This is a genomic window from Cyclobacteriaceae bacterium (assembly GCA_013141055.1).
Classification (GTDB): domain Bacteria; phylum Bacteroidota; class Bacteroidia; order Cytophagales; family Cyclobacteriaceae; genus ELB16-189.
Map to the genome: position 1 here is coordinate 722,507 of JABFRS010000002.1, position 18,535 is coordinate 741,041.

At 41.2% G+C, this 18,535-nt stretch carries 15 protein-coding genes; 4 read left to right on the top strand and 11 right to left on the bottom strand.

Annotated elements, in window-relative coordinates; translation table 11 throughout:
• Nucleotides 1–699 (top strand): lycopene cyclase domain-containing protein, encoded by a 699-nt coding sequence (locus HOP08_17690; protein ID NOT76762.1) that lies wholly within the window; start codon nucleotides 1–3, stop codon nucleotides 697–699.
• Nucleotides 696–1,868, top strand: coding sequence for a hypothetical protein (locus HOP08_17695; GenBank protein ID NOT76763.1), 1,173 nt, complete (start codon nucleotides 696–698; stop codon nucleotides 1,866–1,868). The genes HOP08_17690 and HOP08_17695 overlap by 4 nt, the downstream gene beginning before the upstream one ends.
• 84 nt (nucleotides 1,869–1,952) lie before the next feature.
• Here HOP08_17695 and HOP08_17700 read toward each other — a convergent pair whose 3' ends face one another.
• The 6 genes from HOP08_17700 to HOP08_17725 form a co-directional block, all read right to left on the bottom strand.
• A complete protein-coding gene (locus tag HOP08_17700) occupies nucleotides 1,953–2,183 on the bottom strand; it encodes a hypothetical protein (protein ID NOT76764.1) in 231 nt (76 codons plus the stop codon).
• A 162-nt stretch (nucleotides 2,184–2,345) separates the two neighbouring features.
• Complete coding sequence (locus HOP08_17705) at nucleotides 2,346–4,760, bottom strand: FtsX-like permease family protein (GenBank protein ID NOT76765.1); 2,415 nt, start codon at nucleotides 4,758–4,760, stop codon at nucleotides 2,346–2,348.
• Nucleotides 4,761–4,886: 126 nt separating this feature from the next.
• Nucleotides 4,887–7,295 carry an FtsX-like permease family protein gene (locus HOP08_17710; GenBank protein NOT76766.1) on the bottom strand — a complete coding sequence of 803 codons (2,409 nt, stop codon included), beginning with the start codon at nucleotides 7,293–7,295 and terminating at the stop codon, nucleotides 4,887–4,889.
• Nucleotides 7,296–7,399: 104 nt separating this feature from the next.
• A complete protein-coding gene (locus HOP08_17715) occupies nucleotides 7,400–9,766 on the bottom strand; it encodes an FtsX-like permease family protein (GenBank protein ID NOT76767.1) in 2,367 nt (788 codons plus the stop codon).
• A gap of 344 nt (nucleotides 9,767–10,110) precedes the next feature.
• Nucleotides 10,111–10,800, bottom strand: coding sequence for an ABC transporter ATP-binding protein (locus tag HOP08_17720; GenBank protein ID NOT76768.1), 690 nt, complete (start codon nucleotides 10,798–10,800; stop codon nucleotides 10,111–10,113).
• A gap of 113 nt (nucleotides 10,801–10,913) precedes the next feature.
• On the bottom strand, nucleotides 10,914–12,164 hold the full coding sequence (locus tag HOP08_17725; GenBank protein NOT76769.1) for an HlyD family efflux transporter periplasmic adaptor subunit: 1,251 nt from the start codon (nucleotides 12,162–12,164) through the stop codon (nucleotides 10,914–10,916).
• Nucleotides 12,165–12,427: 263 nt separating this feature from the next.
• Here HOP08_17725 and HOP08_17730 point away from each other — a divergent pair, with 263 nt between their 5' ends.
• A complete protein-coding gene (locus HOP08_17730) occupies nucleotides 12,428–13,813 on the top strand; it encodes a sigma-54-dependent Fis family transcriptional regulator (GenBank protein ID NOT76770.1) in 1,386 nt (461 codons plus the stop codon).
• Between the two features lie 130 nt (nucleotides 13,814–13,943).
• Nucleotides 13,944–15,230, top strand: coding sequence for a GHKL domain-containing protein (locus tag HOP08_17735; GenBank protein ID NOT76771.1), 1,287 nt, complete (start codon nucleotides 13,944–13,946; stop codon nucleotides 15,228–15,230).
• Here the strand turns inward: HOP08_17735 and HOP08_17740 are convergent.
• The 5 genes from HOP08_17740 to tsaD form a co-directional block, all read right to left on the bottom strand.
• Nucleotides 15,227–15,727, bottom strand: coding sequence for an HNH endonuclease (locus HOP08_17740; GenBank protein NOT76772.1), 501 nt, complete (start codon nucleotides 15,725–15,727; stop codon nucleotides 15,227–15,229). The genes HOP08_17735 and HOP08_17740 overlap by 4 nt on opposite strands.
• An 84-nt stretch (nucleotides 15,728–15,811) precedes the next feature.
• Entirely contained in the window at nucleotides 15,812–16,600 is a 789-nt protein-coding gene (locus tag HOP08_17745; GenBank protein NOT76773.1) for a C40 family peptidase, read from the bottom strand.
• Between the two features lie 14 nt (nucleotides 16,601–16,614).
• Entirely contained in the window at nucleotides 16,615–17,079 is a 465-nt protein-coding gene (gene smpB, locus HOP08_17750) for an SsrA-binding protein SmpB (GenBank protein ID NOT76774.1), read from the bottom strand.
• 18 nt (nucleotides 17,080–17,097) lie between these two features.
• Entirely contained in the window at nucleotides 17,098–17,487 is a 390-nt protein-coding gene (locus HOP08_17755; GenBank protein ID NOT76775.1) for a hypothetical protein, read from the bottom strand.
• On the bottom strand, nucleotides 17,484–18,527 hold the full coding sequence (gene tsaD / locus HOP08_17760; GenBank protein ID NOT76776.1) for a tRNA (adenosine(37)-N6)-threonylcarbamoyltransferase complex transferase subunit TsaD: 1,044 nt from the start codon (nucleotides 18,525–18,527) through the stop codon (nucleotides 17,484–17,486). Before tsaD ends, HOP08_17755 begins: the two co-directional genes overlap by 4 nt.
• Nucleotides 18,528–18,535 lie beyond the last annotated feature (8 nt).

Here is an 18,535-nt window from a genome sequence, read left to right on the forward strand (position 1 = left end):
TTGGAAAAGTACACATACCTGCTGCTGGATATTCTCACCATATTATTCCCATTGCTTTTTAGTTTTGTTCCACGAGAGAACTTTTCAAAAAAGTGGAAGTATTTATGGCCGGCGATTCTCATTCCAGCAATCATATTTATTGTATGGGATGAATTCTTTACTCAAATAGGTGTTTGGGGGTTCAATACGAGATATTTGAGTGGCATCTACTTCTTTCATCTCCCAATCGAAGAAATACTTTTTTTCATCTGCATTCCCTACGCCTGTGTTTTTACATATGAAGCCGTGAACTATTTAAGAAAAGCGGAAGTATTTCCGGATAACGGAAAACGGCTGACATGGGTTCTTATTCTTGGGTTGCTTGTCGTCGGCATTAAGCACTACGATAAGTGGTACACCAGTGTAACGTTCCTTTCTACATCCCTCTTTCTGATTTTTCTGATCACTGTGGTCAAACCAAAATATCTTGGAAGATTCTATTTTGCTTACCTCTTCATTCTCATTCCATTTTTTATTGTAAACGGTATACTGACAGGAACTGCTATTGAAGAACCCGTGGTATGGTACAACAACGCTGAAAATCTCGGGATCAGAATCATGACAATTCCCTTTGAAGACACCTTCTATGGGATGCTACTAATTTTGATGAATGTGAGTATTTTTGAAGCACTTCAGAAACGCTCAACTTCATTGACATGAAATCCTTCTTCCTCTCCTTAATCCTTGTTTCATTCTTCTCTCCCCTTTTTGCCACTTCTGTTTCCGGAATCGTATTCAATGATGTCAATGGTAATGGAATTCGTGAAAAGTCTGAAACTGGAATAAAAGGCGTTGCCGTCTCTGATCAGATCAATGTTGTTCTTACTGATGCTAATGGATTTTATACATTAACGAATACAAAAGGCTTCGGGGTAATCTTCGTCTCAGTGCCTCAAGGGTACAAAACCGTAAGATCTTTCTTTCAAAAGATTGATTTACGTACCAGCATTGTCATGGCTGACTTTGCTTTGACAAAATCAAGTATGGGTAAGAAGTTCATTTTTATTCACGCCTCTGACACCCATATCAGCCCCCAAAGTCTTGACAGAATTAAGAAATTTCAAATAGTGATAGATTCAATTCATCCTGACTTCGTACTTATTACAGGCGATCTGGTAAAGGATGCATTACGCGTTCCTGAAAAGGAAGCCAGTAGTCTTTACGAATTATTCAAAACAGAGATGAATAGAGTTCCCACTCCCATCTGGACTGCACCAGGAAATCATGAACTTTTTGGAATTGAAAGAAATCTCTCCGGTGTCAGCAAAGAAAATCCGTTATACGGCAGAAAGATGTATCGGCATTACCTTGGACCTGATTACTATTCATTCAATTACGGCGGCATTCACTTTATGGCATTGAACTCACTGGAGTACGATGACATGTATTATTACGGATCAATTGATTCTCTGCAGCGTGAGTGGATAAAGAAAGATCTTGCTGCCATACCTGCCAGCATGCCAGTAGTTACTTTTCAGCATGTCCCGTTTATCTCTGGAACACTTAGCCTTGAGGGTTACACCGCCAACGGGCCCGGTCGAACATTGGAAAATGAAAAGGGAACATTACAGTTCAGACACGTTGTATCCAATGCACACGAAGTTATCACAATACTCCAATCACATCCGTTTCCTTTGGCGTTGGGGGGACATCATCACTCACGTCAACGGTATTATCTTGAAACAGAAGGACAACAAATACGATTTGAACAAAGTGCTGCCGTTGTAGGACCTATTTCTGAGGGGGCGTTTAAAATGCCCTCCGGTGTTGTAGTGTATAGAGTTGAAGATGGAGTAATTGATGAAGGTGAGTTTGTTATTATAAAATGAAATCGAAAGAACATAAAAAAACCGTTTGATATTTTCAATATCAAACGGTTCATCGCAAATTCATTACGAATCAGAATATTTTAATCAAGCAGCAGCTTGTGAAGATTCTTCTACTTTGGCCTTCTTTGGTCTGCTTCTCTTAAACTCTTTTTTCAACAGATAAGAAAACTCCAGTGCCATCTTCTTTGTAGTACGGTCAATGATCCTCTTAACTTTTTTATTAGGCTTTGGCAACTCAAGATGGCCTATTGATTCCTGCAAAGAGTCCTTTAAAAGACTTCGCAATGCTTTTTTAGAGACTTTTTTATTTTCCATGGGATTACGTTTTATGCGTTATCAAATTTACCACTGTATTACCGCAATCTTATCGGAATGCTACCCCAAGAAAGACACAAGTTGTCCACAGAGCTAAAAAATTGATTATTAGATACTTAATGATGCATTTGTGCATAACTCATATCTTCAATATTCCTCTGATCATTCATATCTAAGCGAACTCACTGGATTCAATGCAGATGCTTTAATCGCCTGATACGCCACCGTAATCCAGGCAATCAGGACTGCCAGGAGAGCACTTCCTATGAATAACATAGGATTCAAATCAATGCGATAGGTAAAGTCCTTCAGCCACCAATTAGCTACCAGCCAGCCAAGCAAAACTGCAGGAACAATGGCAATAAGCACAAGTCTTGTGAATTCCTTAGAAAGCAAAATTGTAAGGCTAATTGAAGATGCACCAAGGGCTTTCCTTACACCAATCTCCTTTGTACGCTGCTCTGTTGTAAATGCAGCCAACGCAAACAATCCGAGACAGGCAATGAAGATAGCAAGACCTGAAAATACAGTAAAGATATCTCTCAGTCTCATCTCACTGCGGAATAACAAATCATAACGCTCGTCCATGAATGCGTATTCGAAAGGTTCTCCCGGAGCCAATTGCTTCCATTGCGCTTCAATGGAAGCCACTACGCTTTTGGGATCACCATCATACCGGACTGTAAGATGCCGGGACGTTGGGGCAAACAGAATGATCAGGGGACGAACCTTAAGCTTTAAAGATTCGAAATTGAAATCCTTTACAACACCAACCACTTTCACGACCGTTGGAACATCATTACTATAATCAAGAACTTCTGCTGACAGTGGATTGGTGAAACCAAATTCTTTCACAGCAGCTTCATTTATAATGATAGCGATGGTATCAGATTTGAATTCCCGGCTGAAGAATCGACCTTCCTTTAATTCGATCTTCATCACATCCAGATGATCCCAATCTGCGCGGTAGGACGCAACAAGATGATCAACATCACTTCCCTTCTCGCGAAATAATGATGTATTATTAACACCGGGGAAGGCATTGTTTGTATAACTGGCCTTTTGAACACCTGCCTGAGCTTCAACAGAAGTTTTAAAAGCACTCACGTTGTTCGCCAAACGACGCGCACCAGAAACGGTAATCACGTGCTGCTTATCTATGCCCATGTCTTTTGATTGCATGTAACTCAGCTGCTCAAACACTACCACGGTTGCTATGATCAAAAACGTTGATACCGAAAACTGAAAGATCACAAGTGAGCTTCTCACACCCTTGCTCTTCATTCCCGCTTTCGCTTTTCCTTTTAATACTTCAACAACACTAAATGATGTCAGATAAAAAGCCGGATAACTTCCAGCGACAATACCCACCAGCAAGATCAATACCACAGCAGCGGTCATAAAAACCGGACTCATCAACGCATCCAGTGAAAGCGTTTTGCCCGCCAGCAAATTGAATGCAGGAAGCATTACAAAGCTTAGCGCAATGGCTAATACAATTGCTACTAAACTATAAAGAAAAGATTCAGACAGAAACTGCCCTATCATTTGCCCACGCTGAGAACCCAGTGTTTTTCTTAGTCCAACTTCTTTCGCTCTTCCAGCAGATTGGGCCGTTGAAAGATTCATGAAATTGATGCATGCGATCAGGAGGATAAATAGTCCAACACCTGAAAAAATGTATACATAACGGATATCGCTGGCAGGCTCTATGTCATCATTGAAAGCTGAATATAAATGAGAATCTGTAAGAGGATAAAGAAAGTAACTATACAAACCTCCCTGTTTTCTGAACTGTTCAAAAGTAACACCTAGCCCCTGCTCAACCTCTTTACCAACATACTTAGCAACAAGGTCTTCAAGTTTGGAATTGATCTCACTCACAGAGGCTGTTGGAGTCTTCTGAATATAGGTGTAAATAGAATTTCCTGTCCAGCCATTATAAAATTGATCTCTGCTGGTAATAAAAGAAACGATTGCATTAAAATGAAAATGTGAGTTCGAAGGAGCATCTTCTGTAATACCGGTGACTTTACAAGACCACTTATCATTTCCAATGATTAATGTTTTCCCAAGTGCATCGGTCGTGCCGAAATATTTAATAGCAAATGCTTCCGTAAGGACGATCGAATAAGCATCCTTCAAAGCAGTCTTTGGATCTCCCTGTAAAAGCTTGAAGCCGAAAAAGTCGTAAAAGTTGGAGTCTGCATAAAACACCTTCTCTTCTGTAAATGACTTATCCTCATAACGGAAAGCCATGCCTCCACTACCAAACCCGGCACGAGCGACACGTACCATCTTTTCAATACCAGGAATCTCATTTTGCATTGCAGGTCCGACAGGAACACTGGAGTTGCTTGTATAGATCTCCTGACCTGAAATTCTTCCATGGAGACCAATCCTGTAAATATTCTCATTGTTAGGATGAAACTTATCATAACTCACCTCATCCATTACATAGACAAAAATGAGCAGGCAGCAGGCCATCCCGATGACAAGGCCAATAATATTAATGGCCGAGAAGAACTTTTGTTTTAAAATGTTCCGAAGGGCGATTTTCAGGTAGTTTTCAAACATAGGGTATAATTAGGGAGTCGTGATTAGACGCTAATCTAAGGTCAAAGGTTTCAGACACTGCTCGTAAATACAGCCAGTGCCCTATATCAGGCACTGACGTGTCAAATTTTAACTTTAAGCTGAAACCTATTCGTACCGCAGTGAATCCACAGGGTTGGCTGCGGAAGCCTTCACTGATTGGTAGCTGACGGTCAGCCAGGCGATCACGATCGAAGAAAGGCCGCTAAGCAAGAATACAACCGGACTGATGGGTACCCTGAATGCAAAACCCTGAAGCCACTGATCGGAAACATACCAGGCTATCACTGCTGCAGGGATGAATGCAATCACTACCAACTTCGTAAATTCTTTAGACAACAACAGAGTAAGACTAAAAGAAGAGGCACCCATTGATTTGCGTATACCAATTTCCTTGGTTCGTTGTTCAGATGTAAAAGCTGCCAGCGCAAATAAACCAAGACATGCAATGAAAATTGTAAGTCCGGAGAAGATGCTAAAAAGCTGCCCCATTCTTTGTTCTGTTCTGAAGAGCTTATCAAAACTCTCGTCCATGAAAGAATATTCAAAAGGAGATCCGGCAGCGTGCTGCTTCCATAAGTTTTGCACATTTTCAACAACAGCTGATGAATTACCGCTATAACGAATTAGCAGGTTGTATTCATTTTCGCGAAGGAAAAGACATAAAGGGCGAACGTTTTCACGGAGAGATTCGAAATTGAAATTCTTCATCACACCAATTACTTTATACTTTTTACTTTCATCTCCATTTCCATTGTAAAGAATCTCCTGACCAATTGGGTTTTCAAAACCAAATTCACGTGCGGCAGCTTCATTCAAAATCACTGTCATTGAATCTGTTGGAAACTCCTTTGAAAAATAACGTCCTTCCTTTAATTCAAATTTCATCACTTGCTGGTGTTCATAATCAGCAGAGTACACGCCTATTATGTGATCATGCTCTGAACCTACTGACTTAATCACAGTAGTATTATTTATACCTGGAAATGTGTTGTTTGCATAACTCACATTTACAATTCCTGTTTGCTGAATCAATGCATTTTTAAATGCCGCCTTATTATTACCCAGTCTATTTGCATTTTCCAACATCAAAATATTATTCTTGTCAATACCCAGATTTTTTTCCTGCATAAACTTGATCTGCTGAAAAACAACCACAGTGAAAATGATTAGGAAAATTGAAAGAGCAAATTGAAACACTACCAGAAAACTTCTGATACCCTTGCTCTTCATTCCTGATCTTACCTTTCCTTTCAACACTTCAACCGCAGAAAAAGAAGTGAGATAAAATGCCGGATAGCTTCCTGCCACCACACCCACGACCAACATTAATCCAATAATCCCAACGATGAAAAATGGACTTACAAAAACCTGCATGCCCAATTCTTTTCCCGCTAATTCATTGAATTGTGGAAGAAGAAAATAACATGCGATCAATGAAAGCACAACGGCTCCAAAACTATACATCATTGATTCTGCGAGGAATTGACCAATCATTTGGGTGCGTAAAGATCCCAGTGCTTTGCGAAGACCTACCTCTTTAGCACGTCCTGCAGATCTTGCCGTAGCAAGATTCATAAAATTGATACAGGCAATGATCATGATAAGCACCGCTATTCCACTAAAGAAATATACATACATGATATTTCCACCTGGATCAATATCACCTTGAGCAGTTGAATGAAGATGGATGTCAAGAATATTGGTTGAAAAGTATCCGTATGCACCACCCGCCTCTTTCATCTGAGCCAGAGAACTGCCCATAAATTTTTCCATCTCCGGGCCCACATACTTTATTACCATGGGCTCAAATTTCTTTTCTACCTGAGCGGGGGTCGTGTTTGGATGAAGCTTATAATAATTATACATGAAATTATTCAGCCAGATAGCATTTGGCTTAAGGCGGTCCGTTGATTCAGAAGACACAAGAATATTATAAGTGAAGTGAGAATTTGATGGCGAGTTTTCCGCGATACCCGTGACGGTATAAGTCTTTCCTTTATCCCCTATTACAATAAGCTTTCCAACAGGGTTTTCCTCTTTGAAGTATTTTTTTGCAATTCTTTCTGTAAGAACAAGGGTATTGGGCTCCTTTAATGCAGTTTTGATATCTCCCTCTTTAAGTTTGTAAGAGAAAAATTCAAAGAAATTTGAATCAACATAATAGACTTTCTCTTCTGTAAAAGAATCATCGCCCAGCTTTATCAATGGGGAACCCATCTGCGCGATCCGCGTTGCACTCTCAACTTCAGCGATCTCAGCAACCATAGCGGCCGCCAATGGAGGGCATGTATTGGATACTCTTATATCCTGCCCTCCCAGTTTACCATGCAAGCCTACCTGATAGATCCGGTCTGCATCCTTATGAAATTTATCATAGCTGAGCTCATTTGAAACATATAATATAAGAAGCAGGCATGATGTAATACCCACTGTCATTCCGAAAATATTGATTGCTGAAAAGAATCTATACTTTAGAATGTTTCTAATAGCAACGACAAAATAGTTTCTTAACATAATGATAAGCTTTAGCGACTCTGAATGTCAGACGCTAAAGACTTATCATTGGTTACAGTGATTCTGAAATAAAATCATAGATGATCATAATTGTAACCATGGCCTTACTCATCACGTAATGTTTTTGTTGGATTGAGGGAAGCGGTAGAAACTGTTTTATAACCGACAGCAAGTACGGATATACCGACCATTGTAATGACAGCAAGACTGATACTGAGAGCACCAATCTTTAAATAATACTCCCAGATAGAATCCATCAGCCACTCGGTCATAAAATATCCCAATGCACCACCAATGATTGTAGCAATGGCCAGATTAACCATAAACTCATAATTAATCACCGTTGCAATATTGCCAACCGATGCACCTAACACCTTTCTTACACCTATCTCTTTCATCTTTTTCACAATATTGAGAGAGACCAGTGTATATAATCCAATACCTGTCATAAGGGCACCGAAGAAACCAAGAAATCCAAACATGATCACAACATTATTATTGATCTCATTTGTTTCCTGAAGCTCAGAATCAATCATTTCACCAGGGTATTGTGCATTTGGGTTAATCTCCTTCCATTTCTTTTCCATGTAAGCATTCACCTCTCCTACCTTTGCGGGATCCATTTTTGCAATGAGCTGCTGATAGTGCGATGGAGCTGTATAGCGAATCATCAAAGGCTGGGTAGGTTCCCACAGTGCCCTTGCATATACATTCTTTACAACTCCTATGACAAACAATTGAACGGTATCATGCCACACCAATCGTTTTCCAATTGGATTATCCTTCCATCCAAATTCCTGAACAAGCTGCTCAGTTACAATTATTGATTCCTTACGATCTGTCTCTGAATCCTTCTGGAATTTTCTTCCGCTTGTCAAAGTCATATCCATTGCTTCAAAATAGTTGTCACCAACATCCATGATGTCAATCTCTTTTTCGATGTCTTCGAACTTAACCGGATCATTATTCCAGCCATTGCTGATATGATGGCGGGTACCTGCAATCACCAGAATATCAGGATTAGAAACCAGAGCATCCCTGTAGGTATTAAAGGAGCCTTCATTATTTACCCAAACAGAAATAACGCCATGAGAAGCAAATCCCATATCATACTCCTTTTGGTAATGTCCATTGCGATAAAAAGCAAGGCCTGTTATGAGCATTGTCAACGATATCACGAACTGACCTCCCAATAAAATACGCGTAAACCAGCTGGTGCCGCCAAATTTTGATTTTCCTTTCAGAATACTGACTGGCTCAAAAGATGTAATGTAAAAAGATGGATAAGCTCCAGCTATAATTGCCGTCAATACCAGCAAGCCTGCCAGGAACAGGAGAAATCCTATGTTCTCTGTATAGCTTAAGTTAAGATCAATAAATTCCCATAGAGAATCATACGCAGGAACGAGAAACTCAGCCATTAATAGTCCTGCGATTAATCCCAAAAAGCAAAGAATAAGATTCTCTCCGAGGAACTGCGCAATCAGTTGAAAACGCATTCCCCCCATTACTTTTCGTATGCCAATCTCCTTTAACCGCTGGCTTGAAATTGCTATAGAAGTATTGGTAAAATTGAAACAAGCGAGCAACAATAGCATACCCGCAAGAATAGAAGGTGCTGTTACTGCCTCATCCGGAACACCTCCACCCAGGTAATCACTATCGACTCTTGGATTCTGACGACTCCTCTTCATCATACCCTTGAAGTTCTCAAGATGATAGGATGTCAATTTAAAATCATCACGGACTTTATTCTGTGGTTCAATATACTGTTGAAGACGTTGCTCGATGCCCGCTACGCTGGAAGGGTCATCAATTTCAAGAAACAATGCATGCGTCCATTTCCTCCAGTTATTTTCTGTGTAAGTAGAATCCAGATTAATGTCCCAGAAATTATCATAGAGCGTAATTACCTGAGCACGAAAAGTTGAATTCAGTGGTTGCCTTTTGAAAACGCCTCCGATTTCAAATTCTTTTGGTCTTCTGACACCATCCTTACCTAATATAATCTGGGAAACGGTACGCCCCACAACATCCTCAGAGTTGAAGTAAGTTCGCGCGACTTCATCACTGATAAAGATTTTACCCTTACTATGAAAGTCTGCGAAGGTTCCGTGCTTCAATTCATAATTAAAAAGATCAAAGAACGCTGAATCCACAAAAGCAGTGTTGGCACCATAGACATTATCTCCAATCCTCATATCGCAGTATGCTGACATGTAGCGGACGGTTTTATCCACATCCTTAAAATTCTGCTTTATGTAATTCGCTAGCGGAATTGGCGCTAATCCGTGACGCTCGCGTTTACCCTGAAATTCCCTTATGGATTGAACACGATAGATCTTCTCAGCTTTCAATTGATTGGAATCCCAGCTATTGGTAAAATCCCAATTGAGGTAAGCAACAATACAACACGCAATGGCAATACCCATTCCAAAAACATTGATGATGATGAAAAGTTTGTTTTTCATCAGGTTCCGGAAAGTAATGAGGAGGTAATTTTTAATCATAGGGGCATGAATAAGAAATTGAAAAAGAGAAAGTCAGGACAGGGACAAGGGAATTATACAAGGGTTGCATGAGCCAACAATTGTACCAATACAGATTCTGGTCAATTAACAAGATTCAGCGATCAAATGTGTTCGATGCTGTACACTTGATTGTACAAAACTGTTCATTAAACTAAAGATTGTCTTCAATGACGAAACCCACGTCATCCTGATGCAGCAGAACAACGCGGGTTTCATTCTAACCTAAACCTAAACTATGAAGAACGCATTCAAGGTGCGTAGACCTTGAAGTCTTTACTCACAGACTAAACGTGAAAATGTTCTTTGATATTTTCAGTGACCACCTTACCGTCAAACAAGTTGATGATACGGTGAGCATAATTTGCATCATAAGGTGAGTGAGTTACCATTACGATGGTAGTTCCTTCTTCATTCAACTGAGAAAGCAATTTCATTACTTCTTCACCGTTGGCTGAATCAAGATTACCTGTAGGCTCATCGGCCAGGATCACCTTTGGTTTTGCTACAATAGCACGGGAGATCGCAACACGCTGCTGCTGACCACCAGAAAGCTGCTGAGGGAAGTGATTGCGGCGGTGCATGATATTCATGCGCTCCAATACTTCTTCGACACGAGTCTTTCTTTCGGATGCCGGCACTTTCATGTATAATAATGGAAGCTCTACGTTTTCAAAAACGGTAAGCTCGTCAATTAGATTAAAGCTCTGGAACACGAATCCAATGGATCCTTTACGTAATTGTGCACGCTGGCGTTCGCTGTATTTAGCAACTTCGTGCTCTCCGAAATGGTATTCACCACCAGAAGGATTATCCAGCAAGCCGAGGATATTCAGCAAGGTAGATTTACCGCATCCTGAGGGCCCCATGATGGCAACAAACTCACCATCCTTGATCTCAAGGTTGATGCTGTTGAGTGCCGTTGTCTCTACTTCTTCCGTTGTGTAGACTTTTTCTAGGTTTTTTAATCGGATCATAACTTAAGGAGTTTGTGGTTAGATGTCAGTTAGTTCTAAATAGTTTTATTAAATACTGTCTTTATTTCAATTGGTTACAGACCATTAGACGCTAGATCGGTCAAATAGTTGCACTATTTTAATTTTAAAACTTCGTTGGTACCAAAGTTCTCGTATGATGAAGTGATTACCTTTTCGCCTGGTTTCAGACCTTCCAATACCTCAAAATACTCACTTCCCATCTTTCTACCAAGCTTAATGTCGCGTTTCACGGCACGATCCTCGCCTTCCAGGATGAATACCCAGTTACCGCCGGTATCCTTATAGAATCCGCCCATCGGCAACAAAAGTTCTTCAGAAGACTGACCAAGTTCAATACGCATTCTCAACGACTGACCCCTTCGAATTCCTTGCGGAGTCTCCCCTTCAAAATTCATGTCTACTTCAAAACGACCATTTGTGATGTTAGGGTAGACATAAGCAATCGTAAGATTATAAGTCTTGCCGGCAAAGTCCGTTGTAGAATGAAGACCTGTTGAAATTCGTGGCAGGTATAACTCATCAATAGGAACTCTCACTTTATACTGTCCAACAATATCCACCTGACCAAGGCGCTGACCGATTGTTACAGATTGCCCGATCTCCCAGTGTGGTGTTGACAATTGTCCGTCAATAGGAGCTCTTAATGTAAGATTGTCCAGAATCTTTCCAACACTCTGAAGACTTAAAAGAAGCTTTCTCTCAGAGGCATCCAACTGTCCAAGTTGATTGGAACGGCTGATTGAATCTATCACAAATGCCTGATAGGTAATATCGCGTCTCTTCAGGTTAGAAAGGTAATCCGCTTCTGTTTGCTCAAACTCCTGCTGAGCTATCAATTTCTTTTGAAATAACTGCTTTTGACGTAGGTATTTAGGTTTCAGAGTTGCCAAAGCATTATCAATAGTGATCAAACTCTCCTGTTGACGCAAAGCATTTTGATTGATCGTTACGCGAGTATCCCGGGTTCTGTTGATGGTTTGAGTAAGATTTGATTCCTGATCCAGTACGGTGATCTCACGATTTAAATTTGTGATCTCAAGGATAACGTCACCCTTTTTTACCATAGCACCGCTCTCACGAACAATATGCTTAATGTTTCCACCTTCAATAGCATCCAGAAAAACCTGACGACTTGGTTCAACAATACCGGTTTGAGGAATATACTCTTTAAACTCACCACGCTTAACTTCGGAGATTGTGATCTTGTCTTTTTCAACAACCAACGTCGAACGTCGATCTGCAAAAATCAATAGATAGGAAACAAAAAATACAAATACAGCGATACCACCGTAAGTCAAAATTCTCTTTACTGTCCAGGTCTTCTTTTTGATCTGCTTATCCATTCTTAGGTGTTTTTTTATTCTTTCCGGTTGTTTAACGGGAAGGATGCCTTCCACGTTTCCAACTACCGTGCCAATGGCCAAATCGAACTAAAAGCCATCTTTTCCCGAAAATACTCGTTCAAAGCTGAACGTATCTGTCCGGATACGGACGTAGTTTATATAAATTGCAAGGACGAATATTGGAAAATAAAGCGCCTTAAGGGTTTATCAATATCGGTATCAACTTTGCCCATCGCTTAGTAAAATAGATTAAAACAGATCAGATGACTGACCAAAAGCAAGGAAAAATCCTCATCGTTGACGATAACGAAGATTTACTCAAAGCAGCCAAAATGCACCTGAAGCGTCATTTTGCACAGGTAGACATTGAGAAAAATCCCGAAGCAATTCCGGCATTAATGAATCATGATAATTATGACGTCATTCTGCTTGACATGAACTTCACGAAAGACGTAAGCAGCGGTTCAGAAGGTTATTATTGGCTGGAGAAAATACTGGAAATAGATCCCTCCGCGGTCGTTGTCCTCATCACCGCATATGGCGACATTCAAATGGCAGTAAAAGCAATCAAGGCCGGAGCAACTGACTTTGTGTTGAAGCCATGGGAAAATGAAAAACTGCTGGCTACGCTTTACTCCTCTATGCGCTTGCGCGAAACACGCGATGAAGTCCACACACTGAAGCTCAAGAATCTTGAGATCAATCAGGCAGTCAATGATCGTTATCAAGAGATCATCGGACAGAGTGCTGCCATGCAGAGAATCTTTCAAACCATTGATCGTGTAGCTCATACTGATGCAAATGTTTTGATCCTGGGTGAAAATGGAACTGGTAAAGAGTTAATTGCAAGAGCAATACATCGTCATTCTTCCCGTGGCAAAGAGTCTTTTGTAAGTGTCGATCTTGGATCCATTACAGAAACTTTATTTGAAAGCGAACTATTCGGTCACAAGCGCGGATCGTTTACAGATGCCAAGGAAGATCGTCCAGGGAGATTTGAAATCGCAAACAACGGAACATTGTTCCTGGATGAAATTGGAAATCTGTCCATGCCCTTGCAGGCAAAGCTCCTGACCGTACTTCAAAATCGAAAGGTCAGCAGAGTAGGTGCCAACAAAGACACTGCAATCGACATACGCCTGATCTGCGCAACCAACCTGCCATTATATGATATGGTGAAAGAGAATCGATTCAGACAGGATCTTTTATACAGAGTTAATACCATTGAGATTGAAATTCCATCACTGAGAGATCGCATGGAAGATATTCCACTTCTCTCCCACCATTTCTTAAAACACTATGCTGAAAAATATCACAAGAATATAACGAAGATCAGTGATGGTGCGATGACCCGAATGAACAAGCATCCGTGGCCGGGAAACATCAGGGAGTTGCAGCATTCCATTGAACGTGCAGTTATTCTTTCCAATAGCTCTGTACTGCAACCAGAAGATTTTAATTTCAACTCTACCGGTGGAAAAGAAAACGAGCAACCGCTTAATCTTGACCAGTTTAATCTTGATGAGGTAGAAAAGCTTCTCATCCGGAAGGTGCTTAAAAAGTATAATGGCAACATTACCCAGGCTGCCGCTGAATTAGGCTTGACCCGATCGTCGCTATACCGGAGATTGGAAAAGCATGGACTTTAAAATCTTGTGTAATTCAATCTTATTTGTGGGGAATTTCGCAGGTAAAAATTTATAACTCAACTCTCATTTGAAGTTTCTCAGGGATTTTCGGTTTCGCATTGCATTTCGCGTTTCTCTCATTGGTTTGACCATGGCACTCTTCGTGTACATGATCAATCATCCCAATATGATCTTTGCCGCGATGCTCACGGGCGCAATTATCATCGGGCAGTTAATGGAATTGTATCGGTTTACATCCCAGACGAACCGCAAGCTTACCCGATTTCTTGAATCAGTTAAATATTCTGATTTCATTTCCGGATTCACAGCCGATAACAAGCTTGGCGCGAGCTTTCGGGATCTGAATAACGAGTTCAACGAAGTGCTGGAAGCCTTTCGCAAAGCCCGTTCAGAAAAAGAAGAACACTGGCAATATCTCAATACAGTTGTTCAGCAGGTTCGGACCGGCATTCTTTCATTTGACCCTGAAGGAAACGTTCAATTGATTAACGCGAACGCCAAGAAATTTATGGGTGTCCAGACGATCAAAAACATTGATGAGCTGGCCGACAAAAACTCTAAGCTTCTTGAGGCCATTCGCGAAGTGGAACCCGGCAAGAGTACTTTGTTCAAGGCCGATCAGGATTTTCAATTAACGATTCAGGCAACGGAACTCAGGATCAGAGGCAATACCATGAAACTCCTCACCTTGCAGAATATCCAGACTGAGTTGCAGCAGCAGGAAATTGAGGCATGGCAAAATCTTACCAGAGTACTTCGCCATGAGATCATGAATTCCATCACTCCGATCTCATCCCTTACCTCCACCTTACGGGAGATATTGGATCATGATATGGTTCAGATGAGCAATCATTATGAATTGAAAAATGAAGGAGCTGAAGATCTCCGTGAAGGATTAAGCACCATTGAAAACAGAAGCAAGGGCCTTATCAAATTCATTGATGCTTACCGTGAATATACTTCTGTTCCACAACCGAAAATAAAGACCGTACTGGTAAAAGAGCTGATTGAAAAGGTTGCTCAGCTAATGCGACCAGAAATTAAAAAGACGATTATCAATTTCAGCATCTCTTATGATTCGGACTATCTGACGATTCAGGCTGACGAAGAGATGATCGAGCAGGTCCTTATAAATCTGATCAAGAATTCTATTGAGGCTCTTGGGGAAACTAAAGATCCGAAGATTGAACTCTCTGGCACTGCGGTTGCCAATACGGTGATTATCGAAGTAATGGACAATGGTCAGGGAGTTATTAAAGAAGCCCTCAACCGCGTGTTCGTCCCGTTCTTTACTACCAAGAAAACAGGCTCAGGAATTGGTCTCAGTCTATCGCGACAAATCATGCAGATGCACAATGGCTCTTTGTCTTTGGAATCAGAGCCGGGAGTTAAGACCGTGTTCCGGTTGAAGTTTTAAGCTCCCTTAAGAAATTCATCCCACTCCTCCTGCTTCATGCCACTGATATCTCTCAGAAACAATGTATAGGAAGGTTTAAAAGGTCGGGTACGCATCGTCATCTGAGCTTCTTCCAATGAGTAATCTCCTTTCTTAGCATTGCATTTCTTGCATGCTGCAACGAGGTTCAGCCAGGAGTGAGCACCACCCCGTGAGCTTGGAATCACGTGATCGAGAGTAAGATCTCTTTTTGTTCCGCAATACTGACATTCGAAATTATCACGCTTGAAAATATTCTGGCGTGTGAGGTTAACACCTTTATATGGAGCATTCACGTATCGGTTTAACCGGATAACAGAAGGCATTGGAAAGCTACGGGTAATGCTGTGGATCTTATGACCGTTGGCCGAACGGATCATTTCGCTCTTATTGAGATAAACGAGGATAAAAGCACGCTCGACCGAGCATACCATGAGCGGACTAAAGTCTTGATTAAGTACCAATACCCTACTATCCATGATGAAAAGATAGTCTCAAACTTTTATTTCTGCAAACATCAAATTTGATGAATGCCGAGTGGGATCAGGCCCAAAAACTTCAAATCAATTTATGATTCTCCTGACAGAGTGCAACAGATGGCTATAGATTTTGGTTTCAGGATTCAGAATTCCCTCTTCAGTAATTTTATCAATCCTTACCTGACCATAAGAATGGATTATTTTCTCATCATCCAGGATAATACCTACGTGATTGACACTACCATTCTTCTCAGCAAAGAATGCAAGATCACCAACACACAATTCCTCTCCTGATTTTATCTTCTTACCCTGATTGGACTGCTGATTTGCTGTGCGCTGCAGCGAGTAGCCTGTAATTTTAAATACCATCTGAACAAATCCGGCAGCATCAATTCCAAAAGGACTCTTACCCCCCCACTGAAATGGTGATGTCAGATATTTTTTCGCGACAGTTTTTAGAAAATCCCCATCACGACGCTGACCCAGTCCTTTTGATTCACCATTGAAAGCAAATTGCTCTTCAATTTTAAAAAGTTCTGAATTGGAAATCGGAACAATACTTCCCATAACAATGGTCAAAGGACTTTTCTTGTACAGAACCGTTGAAGCAACGTCTGTCGTAATCTTGTAATCGGTATGATTGATCTGATCGAAGTAATCTTTCGATATTGCATGATGCTGTTTTGCGTCCAGCCATCCTTCACACTGGTCGGTATAGACCCTGATCAAAACCCATTTAGCATCTGCCGAAACACTTATCACCTCATAGTGATCACCAAACAATAACTGAGTCACCTGCTCAGCACTGTCAAGGGGACCTAAACGAATCGGCACTACGGCCAAACGACATACTCCAAACTCTCCTGCTTCCATGAATGATTTAAATACTAAAATTTGACGCGGGATAATTCGCGTTTAATGTCCTTTTCCTTTATGCTATTCCTCTTGTCATGAGTTTTCTTTCCTCTTCCAACGGCGATCTCAAGTTTTGCATATCCACGATCATTGATAAACAATCTGAGGGGAACAATTGTCAAACCCTTTTCTTCGATCCGGGCTTTCAATTTCACCATTTCAGATTTTTTTAACAAAAGCTTTCGTTCACGCGCTGCCTCATGATTGTAATGAGTGCCTTGTGTAAAAGGGCTGATATTAACACCTTTCACAAATGCTTCACTCTGGTCATTGAAGTAAACATACCCATCCTGGAGATTCACCTTTCCTTCACGAATCGATTTAATCTCTGTTCCGCGCAGAGCAATACCCGCCACATACGTATCCAACAACTCATATTGAAACGAAGCTTGCTTGTTCTTTATATTGACTGTATTTGAAAACCTGTCCGATGCCATTCCTTAGTGAAGCAATTCTCAGTTCTTAGTGAATATTTTTAAAAGTTTTTCCTTTTTCAACATCTTCTGCCCTGTCTTTCCAATGGCAATTAATCTTTCTCCAACCCTCGCTTCGATTCCACAGATCAACTCCATTCCCCTGATTTCCTCAATCGTTGCCTTGATCACGATCTCTTCTCCAACAAATGCAGGACTCTTATGATCAATATGAAGAAACGTCCCTACACCCTCTTCATCATCATCGCGCATCTCCAAAAAAAACAGGCGGGAAGACCATTCAAAGTCACGACTAAGGGCAAAGGTAGAACAAACTGCGTGTAAAATCTCATTGTGAAAAATCGCCTGATCAGATTCCTCCACAGTCTTTTTATAAACTTTTTCGTCACCCGTTTTGAAAATATTTTTCATTTAACAGCTGCGTCAATGCTTAAGTTCGGAACAGGTGTGATATCCATGCCTGCAAATTCTCCCTTGATGTATTTAAAGTGTGCCGCCATCGCGATCATGCCTGCATTATCGGTACAATACTGAAATTCAGGAATGAAAGTTCTCCATCCATGACGCATTCCTAATTCACTTAAGCCTTTTCGCAAGGCAGAGTTAGCAGATACTCCTCCTGCCAATGCAATCTCTTTTATTCCTGTCTGCGCACTTGCCTTTTCAAGTTTACCGAGAAGCATCCGGACGAGTTTAGATTGAAGACTGGCGCAGATGTCACTCAGATTGTTATCCACAAAAGCCGGATCTTTCTCCTTTCCATCTCTTACAAAATACAAGAAAGCAGTTTTAATGCCACTGAATGAATAATCCAATCCGGGCATATCAGTATCCGGGAACTTAAATTTCTTTGGATCACCCTCTTTGGCATATCGATCAATAAGCGGTCCTCCCGGATATGGAAGTCCTAAAATTTTCGCCGCCTTATCAAATGCCTCACCCGCCGCATCATCTTGTGTCTGACCAATGATCTCCATATCAAGATGATCTTTAACGATCACCAACTGAGTATGACCACCACTAACAGTCAAACAAAGGAATGGGAAGTTAGGTACAGATGACGCGATCCCGCCATCCCCATTTCTGGGAATAAAGTGAGCAAGAATATGTGCCTGCATGTGGTTCACTTCGATGATGGGAATGTTCTGCGAAAGCGCCAGTCCCTTTGCAAAGGAAACTCCTACCAGCAAAGCTCCCATCAGGCCGGGTCCTCTTGTGAAGGCAATAGCGTCAAGATCTTGTGGTTTGACAGCCGCTCCATTCATTGCTTCATCAACAACCTCCACGATCAGACGCTGATGCGCCCGGGATGCCAGTTCAGGTACTACACCACCGTATTTATGGTGCTCAGTCTGCGAGGCTATAATATTATTGAGTACCTTGCCGTTCTGTATTACAGACGCGGAAGTCTCGTCACACGAAGACTCAATAGCAAGGATAGTAGGCCGCATATTCAGGT